Raw genomic sequence first — 16048 nt, forward strand, 5'->3', positions numbered from 1 at the left:
GAGCCAGCCACTCGTCGTGCGAATTCCATCGAAATCGGATGTCCACAAACGACCAGACACGAAACACCGCAGCGCACATGCTGCGCGCTCATCAACTCAATATGTGGATCAGAGAAACATGGATGTGCTTGCAAACAAGGTCGCGATCGTGACGGGCGCCAGCTCAGGCATCGGGCGCGCCACGGCGCAGCTGTTCGCGCGCGAGGGCGGGGCAGTGGTCGTCGCCGGTCGCCGAAGGGCTGAACTGGAAAGCCTCGTCGAAGAGATCACCGGCAAGGGCGGAAGGGCCGTTTGCGTCGCCGGCGATGTGCGAGAGGAAGAGCATGCGCAGGCTCTCGTGCAGACCGCCATCGACCGTTTCGGCGGCCTGGACATCGCGTTCAACAACGCGGGGACACTCGGCGAAATGGGCCCCACATCAGGCATATCGGCGGCGGGCTGGAGCGACACCATCGCCACCAATCTCACCAGCGCATTTTTTGGGGCGAAGCATCAGATACCGGCGATGCTGGCTCGTGGTGCCGGAAGCATCATCTTCACCTCGACCTTCGTCGGCTACACCGTCGGGTTTCCGGGCGTCGCGGCCTACGCCGCCAGCAAGGCGGGGCTGATCGGATTGACCCAATCGCTTGCCGCCGAACTGGGCCCGAGGGCGGTTCGCGTCAACGCGATCCTGCCTGGTGGTGTCGATACGCCGATGGGCCGGGAGATGAGCGACTCGCCTGAGGCGATGGCGCATGTGGCAGGGCTGCATGCGCTCAAGCGTATTGCTACGCCGGAAGAGTTGGCGCAGTCGGTTCTTTATATGGCGTCTGATGCTGCGTCGTTTATGACTGGGGCGGCGCTGCTTGTGGATGGGGGGGTGTCGATCAATCGCAGTTGATGATGAGGTCGTTGATCCGTTGCCCCCGCCTTGACGGCCGAGCATGACGTCGGCCGTCCGTTACGCGGATCGGCGTAAGGGCTGTGAGCTAGGGAGCTACTCGTCGATGTGACCGACCCTACGCGTGAACAGTCGCTGTAGTGTGTCTTTGAGATACGTATGCGGGTCGTGGCCGATGCTGATAGCGAGGATCGGAGCTCGTCGCTGGCCGGGTCTTGCCGATGGGCCAGTGAGGCCAGCACGTCGGGGTGTATGCCCACGTGAGCGGCAGGTAGCTGTACTTGCCGGCGGCATCGCGCAGGCCCAGCACATGCACTTCCATCGCGCGGCGGATCGAGTCCGCCTGGAAGCTCGCTTCGCGGCTCGCGGCTCGCGGCTCGCGGCTCGCGGCTCGCGGCTCGCGGCCCATTGGCCCGCGATGCCGATCAGCAGGAGCGCCGCCAACACGGCCGCCGCCCAGGCGTACAGCGTGCGCTGGCCGGGGCGAGGTCTGGAGGTCGTGGGTTCGGGCGTGAGGGGCGGCATGGGGACAGGGCCGACCGGCGCGGCGACTGGAATTTTTCCTTGATCGCGGTGGTGCCCTCGCGGGTGATGGATGCGGCGGGGTGAAGAGGGCGGACCGCGCTTGCTGTGCGGTGCCAACAGGGGGCGCAGTAGGCCAATGGAGATCGAGATGGTGCCGATAGAAGAGGAGAGACTTCTGTCGTGGACGGTTCAATGCGAAGTCGAATCAAGCGGCTGCTCTGGTCCGAACACGGACTCTAGGGGACTCCCGCTGACGGCCCTTCGAGGTGCAGGTTAAGTAGACAAACCTACCCTGTCGACTTCCATAACGAATTGGTTCTTCGAATGGAAATTCGGAGAATTCTTAAGCGCTAGGCGCAGAACATCGTAGGTATAGGACTCGAAGACCGTAAGCAACGCGTCCTCTCGGCGGCTTTGTGCTGTCAGTTGGGGCTGCTCCTGCAGCCAATAGATTTGTCGAACGGTCTGCTTAATAGCGTCGCGATCAGTTTCGCCATGAGCGAGAAGGAAGCTCATACGATTAGAGACGCTATGCGCTCGTGGTTCCATCTCGTGTCTGAGCAAAATACTCTCAAGGGAAAATACACAGCTTCGCAGACGATCTAGTGGGTCTGCCGCAGTGGTGCCCTTGCTATAGGTCATGAGGCTCGCTCGTACCGACAACGCAAAATCGCTCAGGCTCTCTGGTACTACGAGCGATGCCGCGACGTCTAGGAGGTCGGACTTGAGTACGGATACTTGCTGCGTTGATAGACGCCAGTAGCCCACAGATCTTGGCAAAGTACCTTCGCTAAGGATAAAACCTTTTTCCGGAAGAACGATCAGTTTTGATGTCGGAATGTAGTCCGCGCCCATAAGAGCAACTGGACTAAACATGAATGATCGTGACGCCGCTGGTGAGAAGAATCTTAGTAAGCTCACGGCATCTTGAGCGATCTGCAGTGCACGTTTTTGCGCGGCTATGGGCTCTGCCTCAATCGATACCACCACGACTGCGTATCCTTGAAACTCCCGTCTCAATCTTTCGAATAGTTGGTTAACTTGCTTCTCTTGCTCCGGTCGAGTTGAGGGTACCCTGCGAAGCAGGTCTTCCATCGCAGTAGCTGTAATGGATTCGACGCGGACGGGGCCGAAATCGAATCCCTGTTCCACCTCCATGTTTGCGATAGGCGCCCAAACTTCGATCTTCTTGAGACTTCCTCGTGCCGCGACACTCAAGGCCTTTGGGAAGAACTCCCCGGCCGTAAAGAATCGTTCTCTAGCCCACTCGCAGAAGGCTTGCTCAACAAACTCACGGCTTAAGCCAGCGCGAGCCCAATTTGATTTCATGACCGCGTCAATCAAACCGTCAAGGGCCTCATAGTCACTCTCGCGCAGGCCGTAGGATTTTTCCTCTTGGCGGATAAACATGAAGGCGTCTTCTCCACCAACCTCCTTTCCCCAGAATGTGATCGGCCCAACTATTTCGCGGTCCGTGACCGTAGTGATTGGCCTTTCGGTCTCAAACCCTTTGGGAATTTTCTGGAAGTGAAGCTCACGAATGTTGCCCAGCAGAGCGGAGGAAATCCGATCGATTTCAGTTTCCTGCATCGGAGTGAATTCAAAGGGGTCAACAGCGTCGGAATCGGGCTGTTCGGCAGGCGCAGTGAAAGATGTCCGTCTCGTCGAGTCAATCGATTGAAGCTGTGCCCGAATCTGTTCGAGTTCCTGAAGGTCAGCCTGATGGTGTGCCGCAAGAGTCGCATCCAGCCATCCGTGGAACTGGTTGACGAGCGTTAGGTACTCTTGTGCAAACTCGTGAAGGTCCAAATACTCCCCGGCTTTTTCTAAGTAGATGCGGGCGACGGGCTTCCAGTCCTTCCAGTTCAAAAGCGACGCGGTGTCATAGCGAACACCGGTTTGCGCCGTTCCAGAACTATCCTTTGCGTCCGGATTGGCCGTGAAGTGCATAAACATGCTGGAATTGGGAAGGCCTCTGTGCAGCATATAGTTGCGAAGTCCTTGGACGAACTGCGCCACAGCCGATCCAGCGAAACTCGCTTTCGCCTGCTCCTCATAGGTTGTCAGAAGCTCAAGGCCGGCGTAGTGTTTTCTCATGAAGACCCGCGTGTGCTCAACGAGAGTCAAGGCGGATGAAACGAAGTTGTGGACGTAACGGTTCAGTTCGCGATGGGCTTGACGTCCGGCTTCTTGATTTCCTTCCATCATCAGAGCTATGGCCTGATCGGGGTCTCTGATCCTCTGAACCGCCTCCATAAGCTCCACCGCATTCATCTGGAACACGTTGAGCGAGAAGCTGCGTTGATAGGCACGGTTGAGATACCTTGAGCCTGCCGAGTCTGAAATCTGCTGGATAAGATCGGTCGCGATGTTGGACTCCTTCACTGTGATGCCTAGGCTTCGAAGTACTTCTTTGCGAAAACTGAACGCAAACGATCGTACAGAACCGGCGTGCTTCAGTATGCCGTTAGAGAAGCTCCGAGGTGAATAGCGCGCAAACGGCCGGCTGGCGGAATACTGAAGATCCACTCTGGACCGAGAGGCGAAGTTCAGGTGGCTTCTTCAAATTAGCGTTGACTGATCCTGCCGCTGGGGTCTTCGGCTTTGTTGGCGGCGTGGCACAAGAGCCTCGATAAACTCCAGTCCTCCGCGCACCGCAGCTCCAGCGCAAGCCCCCCCGGATGCCCAACACCCCCACCCTCGCCGCCTTCGACTTCGACGGCACCATTTCCACTTCCGACAGCCTGCGCGCATTCGTGCACGGGCTGGTCGGCCAGGGGCGCTTCGCCACTGGCGCGTTGCGTTCATCACCCTGGCTGGCAGGCGCATGGGCCGGCGTCTGCAACCGGGGCACCGCCAAGGCGCAGTTCCTGTCCGCCACCATCGGCGGCATGGCGCGGCGCGAACTGGAAGACGCCGCGCGGCATTTCGCGACACACGAACTGCCGAAGATGATCCGCCCCGAGATGCTCGACAGAGTCCGCGAGCACAAGCGCCGTGGGCACCGGCTGGTGCTGGTCAGCGCGTCCCCGTCGCTCTACCTGAACGTGTGGGCCGCGCAAGCGGGCTTCGACGCGGTGCTGGCGACCGAACTTGCATTCACCGACGACAGGTTCACCGGCCACTTGGCTTCCCCAAACTGCTGGGGCCCGCAGAAGGTGGTGCGCTTGAAGCAATGGCTGGGCGATGGAGAGCGCCCCGCCACGGTCTACGCCTACGGCGACAGCCGGGGCGACCGCGAGATGCTCGCGTGGGCCGACCGGCCGTGGCTGCGGGGCGACGGCAACGCATTGCCGCCGCTTCCACCCCACGGCGCGGACCACTGACTCACAAGACGGCGCTGACCTTGCCGCGCTGCGGCACTGCTGCCGCAGCATCCAGCTTCTTCACCAGCGCCTGCCACCGCACCCGCGCCGACACCACGCTCTCTTCCTTCACATGCCCGAAGCCGCGGATCTGCTCTGGCAGCCGCGCGAGCGACAGTGCGGTGTCGAAGTCGATGGCATCGAAGCGCGCCAGCAGGTCTTCGACCATCGCGCGGTAGTCGTCGATCAACTGGCGTTCCATGCGTCGTTCGGCGGTGCGGCCGAAGGGGTCGAGCGCCGTGCCGCGCAGGCCACGGAATTTCGCGAGCAGGCCGAATGCGCCCAGCATCCACGGCCCGAAGCTGGTCTTGACCGCATGGCCTTCGGCATCGCGACGGCCGAGCATCGGCGGCGCGAGGTGAAAGCGCAGCGTGGGCTTGCCCTCGAACTGCTCGCTCAACTTTTCCATGAAGCGCTTGTCGGCGTACAGGCGCGCGACCTCGTACTCGTCCTTGTAGGCCATGAGCTTGTACAGGCCCGAGGCCACGGCCTTGGCCAGCACGTTGCTGCCGCGCTCGCGCTGCTCGACCACGCGCACGCGCTCGACCAGTTCCGAATAACGCTGCGCATAGGCCGCGTTCTGGTACGCGGTCAGCAACTCGATGCGATGCGCCACCAGCGCCTCGAAGCTCTGCGGCCGCTGCAGCGCGACGACTTTCGACGGCGTGGCTTCGCGCGTCACGCCCGCGAGGTCGAGCGCGGCCTTGCGCCCCCAGCGGAACGCCGCCTGGTTCGCCTTCACCGCCACGCCGTTGATCTCGATGGCCTTGTTCAAGGCGTCGGCCGACAGCGGCACAAAGCCCTTCTGGAACGCAAAGCCCAGCAGGAAGAGGTTGGCCGCAATCGCATCGCCCATGAGGCGCGTGGCCAGTTGCGTGGCGTCGATGAAGTCGGCGCGGCCCTCGACCGATTCCTCGATCAGCGCGCGCACCTGCGCGGCCGGAAACTCCCAATCGGGCTGTTGCGCGAAGTGCCCGGTCGGCTGCTCGAAGGTGTTGACCAGCGCATAGGTGCGCCCCGGCCGCATGCGTGCGATGGCGTCGGGCGCGCCGGCCGTGAGCATGTCGCAGCCCAGGATCAAATCGGCCTCGCCGGTGGGAATGCGCTGCGCCTTCAGTTGCGCCGCATCGCGCGCGATGCGCACATGCGAAGTGACGGAGCCGTTCTTCTGTGACATGCCCGTCATGTCGAGCACGCTGATGCCCTTGCCTTCGAGGTGCGCCGCCATGCCGATCAGCGCACCGATGGTGATGACGCCCGTGCCACCGATGCCGGTGATGAGGATGTTGTGCATGCCGTCGAGCGCGAGTGGCGCGGGCTCGGGCAGCGGTGGTTCTTCGGATGTTGCCTTCGCCACCACTGGCGCCTGCTTGCGCGGCTTCACGCCTTCCACGGTCACGAAGCTCGGGCAGAAGCCCTTGATGCACGACTCGTCGGCATTGCACGCGCTCTGGTCGACGCGGCGCTTCAGGCCCAGGTCGGTCGGCTGCGGCAGCAGGGCGGTGCAGTTCGACTGCTCGCCACAGTCGCCACAACCTTCGCACACGGCTTCGTTGATGAACACGCGCCGCGCGGCTTGTGGAAACTCGCCCTTCTTGCGGCGGCGGCGCTTTTCGGCCGCGCACACCTGGTCGTAGATCAGCACCGAGACGCCCTCGAACTCGCGCAGCTCGCGTTGCACCGCGTCCATGTCGTCGCGGTGGTGCACGGTGAGCACGAAGCCTTCGCGGTCGGCCGGCAGCATGCTGCGGTCGGCCCAGCGCGTCGGGTCTTCGGCCACCAGCGCAAGGCGCTTCACGCCTTCGGCCGCCATCTGGTGCGCGATGCGCGGCACGTTGATCGGCCCGTCCACCGGCTGGCCACCGGTCATGGCCACCGCGTCGTTGTAGAGGATCTTGTAGGTGATGCTCACACCGGCCGCCACCGCCGCGCGGATCGCCATCGAGCCCGAGTGGTAGTAGGTGCCGTCGCCTAGGTTGGCAAACACGTGCTTGCGCTTGGAGAACCACGCCTGCCCCAGCCACGGCGCGCCTTCGCCGCCCATGTGCGTGGTGGTCTTGTTGTGCTCGGGGTAGATGGCGGTCGCCATCACGTGGCAGCCGATGCCTGCGAGCGCGAGGCTGCCTTCGGGCACCTTGGTCGACGTGTTGTGCGGGCAACCCGCGCAGTACCAGGCCGGGCGCGGTGGCATGGCCACGGCCTTGCCGAGCACCACGTCCTTCGCGTCGAGAATCGCGAGCCGCATGCGGATGCGGTCGCTGGTATGAAAGCGTGCCACACGCCCGGCAATGACGCGCGCGATCTGCGCCACCGAGAAGTCGGCGGTGGCCGGCAGCAGCCAGTGGCCGCGCGGATGCGCGCCCCATTCGCCCTGTTCGTCGAACTTGCCGATGACGCGCGGGCGCACGTTCTCGCGCCAGTTGTACAGGTGCTCCTTGAGCTGGTATTCGACGATCTGGCGCTTCTCCTCGACCACCAGGATCTCTTCGAGCCCATCCGCAAACTCGCGGATCGAGTCGGGCTCCAGCGGCCACGGCATCGACACCTTGAACAGGCGGATGCCGATGCGCGCGGCCTCGTCAGCGTCGATGCCCAGTTCTTCGAGCGCTTCGAGCACGTCGCGGTACGACTTGCCCGAGGCCACGATGCCCAGCCGCGCCTTGGGCGAGTCGATGGTCACGCGGTTCAGGCGGTTCTCGCGCGCATAGGCGATGGCGGCGTAGATCTTGTAGTCCTGCATCAGCGCCTCTTGCTTGCGCGCCTGCACGCCGAGCGTGTCGGTCGACAGCCGCGCATGCACGCCGCCCGGCGGAAACACGAAGCCTTCGGGCAGCCGCGTGTGCACGTCGAGCGCGCCGGCCGCGATGGAGCCCGAAGACTCGACCGTGTCCGCCAGCGCCTTGAAGCCCACCGGCAGGCCCGCAAAGCGCGACATCGCAAAACCGTGCAGGCCCAGTTCGATGTATTCCTCCACGCTCTGCGGATAGAGCATGGGGATCATCGAGGCCGCGAACAGGTGGTCGCTCTGGTTGGGCAGGGTGGAAGACGACGCGCCGTGGTCGTCGCCCGCCACCAGCAGGATGCCGCCATGGGGCGACGTGCCCGCATGGCTCATGTGCTTGAACACGTCGCCGCAGCGGTCCACGCCGGGCGCCTTGCCGTACCACATGGCAAAGACGCCATCGACCGCGGCCTCGCCGGTCAGGTGCACCTGCTGCGTGCCCCAGACGGCGGTGGCGGCCAGCTCTTCGTTCACGCCGGGCAGGAACTTGACGGCGTTGGCTTCGAGCTGCGGCTGGGCTTTCCACAGCGCTTCGTCCAGGCCACCGAGCGGCGAGCCGCGGTAGCCCGAGACGAAGCCCGCCGTGTTCAGGCCGGCCGACTGGTCGCGCCATTTCTGCACGAGCATGAGGCGCACCAGCGCCTGGATGCCGCTGAGGTAGATCCGGCCTTCGGTGGCCGTGTATTTGTCGTCCAGCGCAACGCTGGCCAGTTCGTGGGATGCCATGACTGAAAAAGACTCCGGGTAGGACTCGTGGAATGCGGACGTGGCCCCGGTAGAGGGCCGGCCCGCGAAACGCCCCGCCGGGGTAGACGGCGGGGCAGCAACGATTCTTCCTCGTTGCGCGCGGAAAGTGCTTCTTCGTTGAGGCGGGTTCGGGTGCTTTACGGAAGATTTGTCTTTGGCGATGGCGTTTCGCCGAAAGGCATTCGGCGGCCTTGCGAATCCCGCAAGACCCCGGCAGGCCCGACAATGTCCGCCCCCGGGCCCGGTGCCCGTCCCCACAACGAGAACGCGATGAGACCCGACCTGGATTCGCTGGCGCTTTTTCTGCGCGCGATTGAGCACGGCAGCCTGTCGAAGGCCGCCGCCGAAAGCCACATGGTGCTGTCGGCCGCGAGCCGGCGCCTGGCGATCCTCGAAAGCCAGCTCGGCGTTGGCCTGCTCAACCGCAGCTCGCGGGGCGTGACGCCCACCGGCGCCGGCGAATCGCTCGCCATGCATGCGCGCCAGATATTGCGCGACGTCGACCGCATGCGCGCCGACCTGTCGGACTACGCGCAGGGCGCGACCGGCCGTGTGCGCCTTCACGCTAACGCGTCGGCCATGGGCCAGTTCTTGCCCGACGATGTGGCGAGCTTTCGGCAGCGCTACCCCGAGATCCGCGTGAGCGTGGAAGAGCACCGCAGCGTCTACATCGTGCAGGCCATTCGCGACCGGCAGGCCGATGTCGGCGTGATCACCAGCGAGGCGGCCGACCCCGCGCTGCACTTCATTCCCTACCGCACCGACCGGCTCGTGGCCATCGCGCCGCAAAAGCATCCGCTGCGCGGCCGCGAGGTGTCGTTCGAGGAGCTGCTCGATTTCGATTTCGTGGGGCTCGAAGACGACTCGGCCATCTCGCGCACGATGGAAGACGCGGCGATGAGCGCGCGCAAGGTGTTGCGGCTTCGCGTGCGGGTGAAGAGCTTCGAGGCCGTGTGCCGGATGATCGAAGCGGGCATGGGCGTGGGCATCTTGCCCGAGGGCGCGGCGGCGACGTATCGCAAGGAGATGAAGCTGCGCTTCATCAATCTCACCGATGCATGGGCCTCGCGCCGCATGTATCTCTGCACACGGCAGGAGGCGCTGAGTTTTCCGCAGCGGCGGCTTGTCGATCACTTGCTGGCGCGCGGCATGCCATAGCGGCTTCAGCCCTGGTGTCGTCAAAGAAGGGGCTGCTGGAGCGGATCGGCAAGGGGTTGCTGCAAAACGACCACTCTGGCGTTGGGTTTCTCGGGGGTTACACACAAGGTCCATATAAACGGCTGCGGTTCGCTTGCCGGACCTTTCCCCCAAATACAAAAGAAACCCACATGACACATCGAGGATCAGGGCCCACGTGGCTGTTCAAGACATTGGCGTTGGCATCGGCCATCGCGCTGACCGCCTGCGGCGGCGGCGGTGGCGGCAACGCACCCTTTCCGCTGATTGCTGCGCCGCCGGCCAGCAGCAGCACACCGCCGGCCGGTGACACGCCTGCGGGCACGCCGCCGCCAGCAACGCAGGCCGAAGCGACACCGCCGGTCGTGACAACGCCGCCGCCCGAGGTGACGCCGCCGGCCGTGGACCCGCCGGTCGTTCCTCCGCCTTCATCGGCCACGTGCACCGCCGCCATTCCGGCCAGCGCGCCGCTGAAGGCCATCTCGTCGGTGCAAGGCACGGGCGACATCAGCCCCTTGGCGAACCAGGCCGTGACCGTGCGCGGCGTGGTCGTTGGCGACTTCCAGAACACCGGCACCACGACCGTCAAGCTGAACGGCTTCTTCGTTCAGCAGCTCGACCCCGATGCCGATCCGATGACCTCGGAAGGCGTCTTCGTCTACGCCCCCAGCGGTGCCACCCGCGTGGCCGTGGGCGACTTCGTCCAGGTCTCCGGCGTAGTCGCCGAGTTCGGCCAGACCACGACCGCTGGGGCCAAGCCCGACAGCATCACGCAGATCGCCGGCACGAGCCAGGAGCCGCTTGCCATCAGCGTCTGCGCCAGCGGCATGACCATTGCCCCGACGAAGATCACGCTGCCGGTGGCCGACGAATCCACGCTGGAGCGCTACGAAGGCATGCTGGTCGAGATCTCGCAGCCCCTGGCGGTGACTGAACTCTTCGAGCTGGGTCGTTATGGCCAGATGGTGCTGTCGCTGAACGGGCGCCAGTTCAACCCCACCAACGGCAACTCGACGGCCACCCATGCGCAGAACATGCTTTCGCGCATCGTGCTGGACGACGGCTCTTCGCGCTCGAACCCCAACCCCATTCCGTACCTGAGCGCGGCCGGCACCGACGGCACCCGCCGGATGGGCGACACGACGCAGAAGGTCACGGGCATCCTGAGCCACAACTTCGGCGCCTACCGCATCCAGCCGACCGTGACGCCCGTGTTCGCGCAGGCCAATCCGCGCCAGCTCACGGCCCCTGTGGTCGGCGGCTCGCTCAAGGTGGCCAGCCTCAACGTGCTCAACTACTTCACCACCTTCCAGGACGGTACGAACGCCGCGGGCCAGACCGGCCAGGGCTGTTCGTTCGGCACCGGGCCCGCATCGGCGGCGACCTGCCGCGGCGCGAACAACCTCAACGAGTTCCAGCGGCAGCAGGCCAAGATCGTGGCCGCCATCGCGGGCCTCGACGCCGACGTGGTGGGGTTGATGGAAATCCAGAACACCGACGTGGCCACCAGCAACCTCGTCGCGGCGCTCAACGCCAAGGTCGGTGCGAATACCTATGCATCGGTCAGCAGCGGCGTGTTCGGCACCGACGCGATCAAGGTGGACATCCTCTACAAGCCCGCGAAGGTCCAGCGCGTCGGCAACGTCGTTCTGCCGACGGGCACCGACCTGACGGACTACACCGCCGCCAGCGGACGGCCGCCCCTGGCCCAGCGCTTCAGCGCGGTGGGTAACAACGGCGGCTTCTGGTTCGTGGTCAACCACCTGAAGAGCAAGGGCAGCTGCCCCACGACCGGCGACACCGACCAGGGGCAGGGCTGCTGGAACCTGGCGCGCGTGCAGCAGGCGAAGGCCTTGAACAGCTTCGTCGGCAAGCTCAAGGCCATGGGCGAGACCGACGTGCTGATGATGGGCGACTTCAACAGCTACCTGCTCGAAGACCCGACCAAGGAACTCGAGGCCGCGGGCCACGAGAGCCTGCTCAAGCGCATGCCCGTGGGCGACCGCTACACCTACGTGTTCGGCGGCGAGACCGGCGCGCTCGACCATGCCTACGTCTCGGCTTCGCTGGCCACGCAGGTCAGCGGCGTGAACGTGTGGCACATCAACTCCGACGAACCCACTGCGCTCGACTACAACACCGACTTCACGACCGACGACCGTTATGCGCCCACGCCGTTCCGTGCATCGGACCATGACCCGGTGCTCGTGGGCCTGAACCTGGCGGCCGACGCCGCGGTGAGCCAGCCCATCGTCAGCGCGACGATTCCGACATCCGCGAAGACCGGCGAGACCGTCAGCGTCGACATCTCGGAAGCCACGCCCGGTGGTTCGGCCACGATGACTTCCCTGACGGTCGACTGGGGCGACGGCAACACCTCCTTGCCGCCTGGCACCGGCGCCGTGACGCATGTCTATCCGGCCGTGGGCACCTACACGGTGGTGGTCACCCTGGCCAACTCCGCCGGCCAGACCGCCATGCAATCGGGCCGCGTGACTGTCAGCGCACCCGTGGTGGTGGTGCCGCCGGGTCCGCCCGACCTTTTCTTCAGCGAATACGTGGAAGGTTCATCCAACAACAAGGCGCTCGAGATCTACAACCCGACCGCCTCCGCGGTGGACCTGAGCCTGTACACCGTCAAGCTGTACGCCAACGGCGGAACCACGGCGACCGGCACACAGGCGCTGAGCGGATCGCTCTTGCCAGGTGGCACGGTGGTGCTGGTCCATGCAAGCGCCGCGGCGCAGTTCAAGGTGGCGGGCTCCATCACCAGCGGTGCCGTCAACTTCAACGGCGACGATGCCCTGACGCTGGAGAAGTCGGGCGTGGTCATCGATCGGTTCGGCCAGCTCGGCTTTCGTCCGGCAAGTGCCTGGATAAGCAACGGCGTCAGCTCGCAAGACCAGACGCTGCGCCGCAAGGCCGGCATCACTTCGGGCGACCCGAACGCAACTGCCGTTTTCGATCCGTCGGTGCAGTGGGACAGCTATCCCATCGATACCGCTTCAGGCTTGGGTTCGCATACACCCTGAACTGAGGCTCGCCGGCGCGTGCCCGCACGGGGCGCGCGCCGGATGAAGCTTCAAGAAAAGGCCGGAAGAAGATCCGGAAAAGAAGCGCCTCGCTTCAGCGCAGCGCTTCAAGCAGATCGAGCACCATCCGGTCGAGCCCGAACTTCTCGACGCCCTGCGTGAGCAGGGCATCCATGGCACGCCGCCGCTCTTGGCGAGCACGTCTACGAACACGCAGGGCTTGACGCCCGCGTGCTCGGCGCAGTCGGCATCTGTTGACGCGCGGGGTGTCTTGAGGCTCGGGTTCGGGATCATTCAGGGCGACGCACACGCCGACGGGGTACCTTGCTCCGCGAATGTCCCCCGGCCTTTCGGGCTACCGCACCTCCTCCTTTGTTTCGCTGCGCAAGGCACCCCGCCAGCGTGAGCGCTCAGTGCCGCTGCGGACTGGCTCGGCACGGGGCCTGCGAGGTTCGCGCGCAGCGCATTGCGGAAGCTGCATTTGTTGGCGCTCGTCGAGACTTCCTGCCGCACGAAATCGCCACCGCGCCGCGCTCTTCTCTAAAGTGATTGCCCCTGTCACTCAAAGCCCCAACAAGGGGACACGGAAGGCGCTACACACGCAAAGCCATTGAATGTTTGAAGGCTGCTTGCCTCGCGGCAGGTTGTCGGTGCGAAAGCAGCGATGCAAAAGCGAGGTATCAAAAGGCGACGGCCAGGGTGGTATCAACACCCCGGCCGTCTAACCAAGTTCGTGCACACACCTTGGAAGGAAACGCACAAAAATGGCTACCAAGACTATAGCCCGGCCCCGCACGCCGGCAGCTTCCGAAGAAAATGCCCAAGACCCGGCGGATCTTCTCGAAAACACCCTCGCTCAACTCGAAGCCCTGCTGTGGGTCTGCCACGGGGAAGACATCGACTGGTGCAGCGGTGAAGGGCCTCGTCAACTGGACAACCTGCTCTGGCTTGCGGCTGAACTGGCGCGCAAGGCCAGGGAGTTGTTTCAGGTGAGCGAGAAGGCGCGATGCGGAGCGCTTGAGACCGGCGGTTAGTGGCTGGTCTGCGGGTCGCGTGCTTCGCGGCCCGCTCTGACGAACAGGTCCTTTGAGGTACGGCGGCTGAAGCCTTTGTGATGGAGGGAATCCGGTTCGGTTGAGGTTGCCTGTGGGGTAGGCCTCAGTGGCAGCCATGCGCTCCGTGCCGATCGTCTACAGACAATGTGAGCATCCGCTTTGCAGCGGTTACTCCCCTTCGCCGGAGGCATGCCAAGGCACGGTATTGAGCGGACTTCTGTCGTCCGCCAAGAAGAGGGGCCCACTGGGACCGCATCAGCCAAAGCGGTGAGGGGCGGCGGAGCGATTGGTAGACTAGAAGATCCATCGAGGGGCGTGCGACAGCTCGCTTCGCCAATAGGCTAGCGCAGCAAAAATCTCATGAACAAGACGACGAGTCTGTACAGAGGCTCAATGAAACACAAGAGCCGGCCTTCAGAGGGCGCAAAAGGGACGTTGTGCCCTGAATGGACACATTTAGCCTTGGGAGCGAGGCTGGAAAGCGACCCCTTTAAGCACGACTGGTTAAAGACAGAGGCGCACCAGCTTTTCAGTATCGCGGTGCCGCACCCTGGCGGCGAGGAGCGACGATACGCGACAAAAAACGGAATAGCGTTTGAGGCGAAACCAACAAACGATGGTACGTGGCATGGCTATCCGATTCCGTGGAAGAGCGTACCTATTGAAATTATGAATGTCTGGCTTGATCGGGAAATTGTGACAAATAAGCAGGTCAAGCTGCACAAGGACTACCCTAAGAAAGATATCCATTGGGCCTTGGATTCTGATTCGTGATAACCAACATGATGAAATTTGGAAATCCTGAACGGTTTGAAATCTCTGCGCAGTGGCTAAGGGATGCTGAGCCACGTGAGTTGCTTCCCAAGGATTTTGGATGGTCGATGGGTGAACTCAAAATTGTCGTTGGTGGTGTTTCACTGACGGATCATCAAATTCATGGGGAACAGAAAGATGCCATCAGATGGTATTTGGGCCCTGTGATTGCTTGGCTTATCCGCGAGTGGAAATGGTTGATGCACGAAGAGGCCTACGCTTGGCCAACGCGCCCTGCCGATTCATCTGCGATCACGGTTTCCGCCGACCTGCAAAGATTTATTGCTTCTGAATATAGGCCTGACCGAGAAATTTATAAAACAATTCGTGAGTGGTGGGCGCGTCATGCATTGCATTCCGCCGATCCAAGCGCCCTATATCCCGATGTTTTTATTCGACGGGTGGAGGATAATGTTGAAATCTCATGGCTGGACCAGCAGCCCGATTTCCCCCCCGATGGTTTTGAATTGAAGCTCAAGCCAGGCACGGCGCTTCTACCAGTGGAAGACGTCGCTGAGCCCCTGTGGAATTTTCTAAAATGGGCCGTCAAAACTGCTCCCGCATTGGAAAAGGAAGACAAGCATCAGGTAGCTATCTTGAAGTCGAAGTTGACTGATGTGAAGGGGCTAGCCGCCGCCGAGTTAGAGGCAGCGCATTTTGCAAATGAAGCCATTCGCTCTGTCATTGAGAATGCACGCAAAGCATCGCACTGGGTTCCGAATCGAAGGGTTCTACCAGACGCGCCAGTAATTGCTGAATTCGACACGCCAGCGCTTATGTTTGGCGGGCTAAATGTGAACTTTGGGGAGCAGGACATTCTTCGGTTGTTTGACTTATTAGTTCAGCACAGAGTCGGCGGTGAAAGTGATGGGCTGAAGTCACTCGTTTCGTCTCCGTCTATTTATGAATTCATTCAGCCATACGCGCACGGCTACGAACTCGCCTACGCAGTCCGCGAATCCCTTGGCATTGATCATCAAACGGCATTCGTAGATATCCATCAAATTGTCTACGATCTCGGCATTAAAATTCACAGTGAGGCGCTAGATACGGCGAGTGTCCGCGGCGTTGCTATTGCGGGCGCTGGGCTCTCGCCTGCGATCTTGATCAATGAAAAAAATAAATTTAATGCCAGCAAGGGAGGCAGGCGTTTCACGCTGGCTCACGAGCTTTGTCATATTCTCTTTGATCGGTCTAGTGCAAAGCGTCTCTCTCACGTTAGTGGTCCATGGGCGTCAATACGTGTTGAGAAGCGAGCAAATGCGTTTGCTGCGATGTTTCTCGCTACGCCTCATGCCTTGAGTAAGGCGCTGACAGGTGCCGAGCTCAGCGGGCAGATGAAGAACCTCTCCGAACGATTTGGGATCGGGATAATCGCGTTGCGCGAGCATATGCACAACCTGGATTTGATTTCTGACGAAGAGTTTCAGCAAGGCGGAGGTTGGCGTCACTAGGCCGCTTTGGCATGCCGCCTCTCAAAGAATCGGAAGCAGTGATCCGGCGGCTATGGCTGCTGCTGACCGAAGCGGCTGTCTCGCCGTCAAAATCGATCGGTTGCTGACAGCCTGAAGCGAGCATCGAACGCAGTCATGCCAATCTCGACTGTGGCCGAATCCCGCCTTTCGGAGTTCTGCTTATCCAGTGCCCGTTTCTAGCGAAAGCTCAGTGGT

General features: G+C 62.5%; 9 protein-coding genes. 7 read left to right on the top strand and 2 right to left on the bottom strand.

Annotated features, from left to right (window positions below; genetic code table 11):
• The first annotated feature begins 118 nt into the window (after positions 1–118).
• Positions 119–883, top strand: a complete 765-nt coding sequence (locus BLQ28_RS09055) for an SDR family oxidoreductase (protein WP_093238507.1) — start codon at positions 119–121, stop codon at positions 881–883.
• A 798-nt stretch (positions 884–1681) separates the two neighbouring features.
• Here the strand turns inward: BLQ28_RS09055 and BLQ28_RS09060 are convergent.
• Positions 1682–3793 (bottom strand): hypothetical protein, encoded by a 2112-nt coding sequence (locus tag BLQ28_RS09060; protein ID WP_093238508.1) that lies wholly within the window; start codon positions 3791–3793, stop codon positions 1682–1684.
• 296 nt (positions 3794–4089) lie between these two features.
• Between BLQ28_RS09060 and BLQ28_RS09065 the strand changes: the two genes are divergently transcribed.
• Positions 4090–4734 (top strand): HAD family hydrolase, encoded by a 645-nt coding sequence (locus BLQ28_RS09065; protein WP_093238510.1) that lies wholly within the window; start codon positions 4090–4092, stop codon positions 4732–4734.
• Between the two features lies 1 nt (position 4735).
• On the opposite strand, the gene BLQ28_RS09070 is transcribed toward BLQ28_RS09065, so the two are convergent.
• Complete coding sequence (locus tag BLQ28_RS09070) at positions 4736–8281, bottom strand: indolepyruvate ferredoxin oxidoreductase family protein (protein WP_093238511.1); 3546 nt, start codon at positions 8279–8281, stop codon at positions 4736–4738.
• 291 nt (positions 8282–8572) lie between these two features.
• On the opposite strand from BLQ28_RS09070, the gene BLQ28_RS09075 reads away from it, so the two are divergent.
• The 5 genes from BLQ28_RS09075 (at position 8573) to BLQ28_RS09090 (ending at position 15832) form a co-directional block, all read left to right on the top strand.
• Positions 8573–9460, top strand: coding sequence for a LysR family transcriptional regulator (locus tag BLQ28_RS09075; RefSeq protein WP_093238513.1), 888 nt, complete (start codon positions 8573–8575; stop codon positions 9458–9460).
• Between the two features lie 170 nt (positions 9461–9630).
• Positions 9631–12510 carry an ExeM/NucH family extracellular endonuclease gene (locus BLQ28_RS09080; protein ID WP_143012455.1) on the top strand — a complete coding sequence of 960 codons (2880 nt, stop codon included), beginning with the start codon at positions 9631–9633 and terminating at the stop codon, positions 12508–12510.
• A gap of 764 nt (positions 12511–13274) precedes the next feature.
• Entirely contained in the window at positions 13275–13544 is a 270-nt protein-coding gene (locus tag BLQ28_RS09085; RefSeq protein WP_093238516.1) for a hypothetical protein, read from the top strand.
• Between the two features lie 381 nt (positions 13545–13925).
• Complete coding sequence (locus BLQ28_RS32575) at positions 13926–14339, top strand: hypothetical protein (RefSeq protein ID WP_143012456.1); 414 nt, start codon at positions 13926–13928, stop codon at positions 14337–14339.
• Positions 14336–15832 (top strand): ImmA/IrrE family metallo-endopeptidase, encoded by a 1497-nt coding sequence (locus BLQ28_RS09090; protein WP_093238517.1) that lies wholly within the window; start codon positions 14336–14338, stop codon positions 15830–15832. Before BLQ28_RS32575 ends, BLQ28_RS09090 begins: the two co-directional genes overlap by 4 nt.
• The last annotated feature ends 216 nt before the right edge of the window (positions 15833–16048 follow it).

The sequence above is a fragment of the Variovorax sp. EL159 genome (assembly GCF_900100965.1).
GTDB lineage: Bacteria > Pseudomonadota > Gammaproteobacteria > Burkholderiales > Burkholderiaceae_C > Variovorax.

What these genes read in the sequence shown, in the direction of transcription:
- BLQ28_RS09075 (WP_093238513.1), top strand. Translation starts at nt 8,573, where the DNA reads ATGAGACCCGACCTGGATTCGCTGGCGCTTTTTCTGCGCGCGATTGAG.
- BLQ28_RS09055 (WP_093238507.1), top strand. Translation starts at nt 119, where the DNA reads ATGGATGTGCTTGCAAACAAGGTCGCGATCGTGACGGGCGCCAGCTCA.
- BLQ28_RS32575 (WP_143012456.1), top strand. Translation starts at nt 13,926, where the DNA reads ATGAACAAGACGACGAGTCTGTACAGAGGCTCAATGAAACACAAGAGC.
- BLQ28_RS09065 (WP_093238510.1), top strand. Translation starts at nt 4,090, where the DNA reads ATGCCCAACACCCCCACCCTCGCCGCCTTCGACTTCGACGGCACCATT.
- BLQ28_RS09080 (WP_143012455.1), top strand. Translation starts at nt 9,631, where the DNA reads ATGACACATCGAGGATCAGGGCCCACGTGGCTGTTCAAGACATTGGCG.
- BLQ28_RS09085 (WP_093238516.1), top strand. Translation starts at nt 13,275, where the DNA reads ATGGCTACCAAGACTATAGCCCGGCCCCGCACGCCGGCAGCTTCCGAA.
- BLQ28_RS09070 (WP_093238511.1), bottom strand. Translation starts at nt 8,281, where the DNA reads ATGGCATCCCACGAACTGGCCAGCGTTGCGCTGGACGACAAATACACG.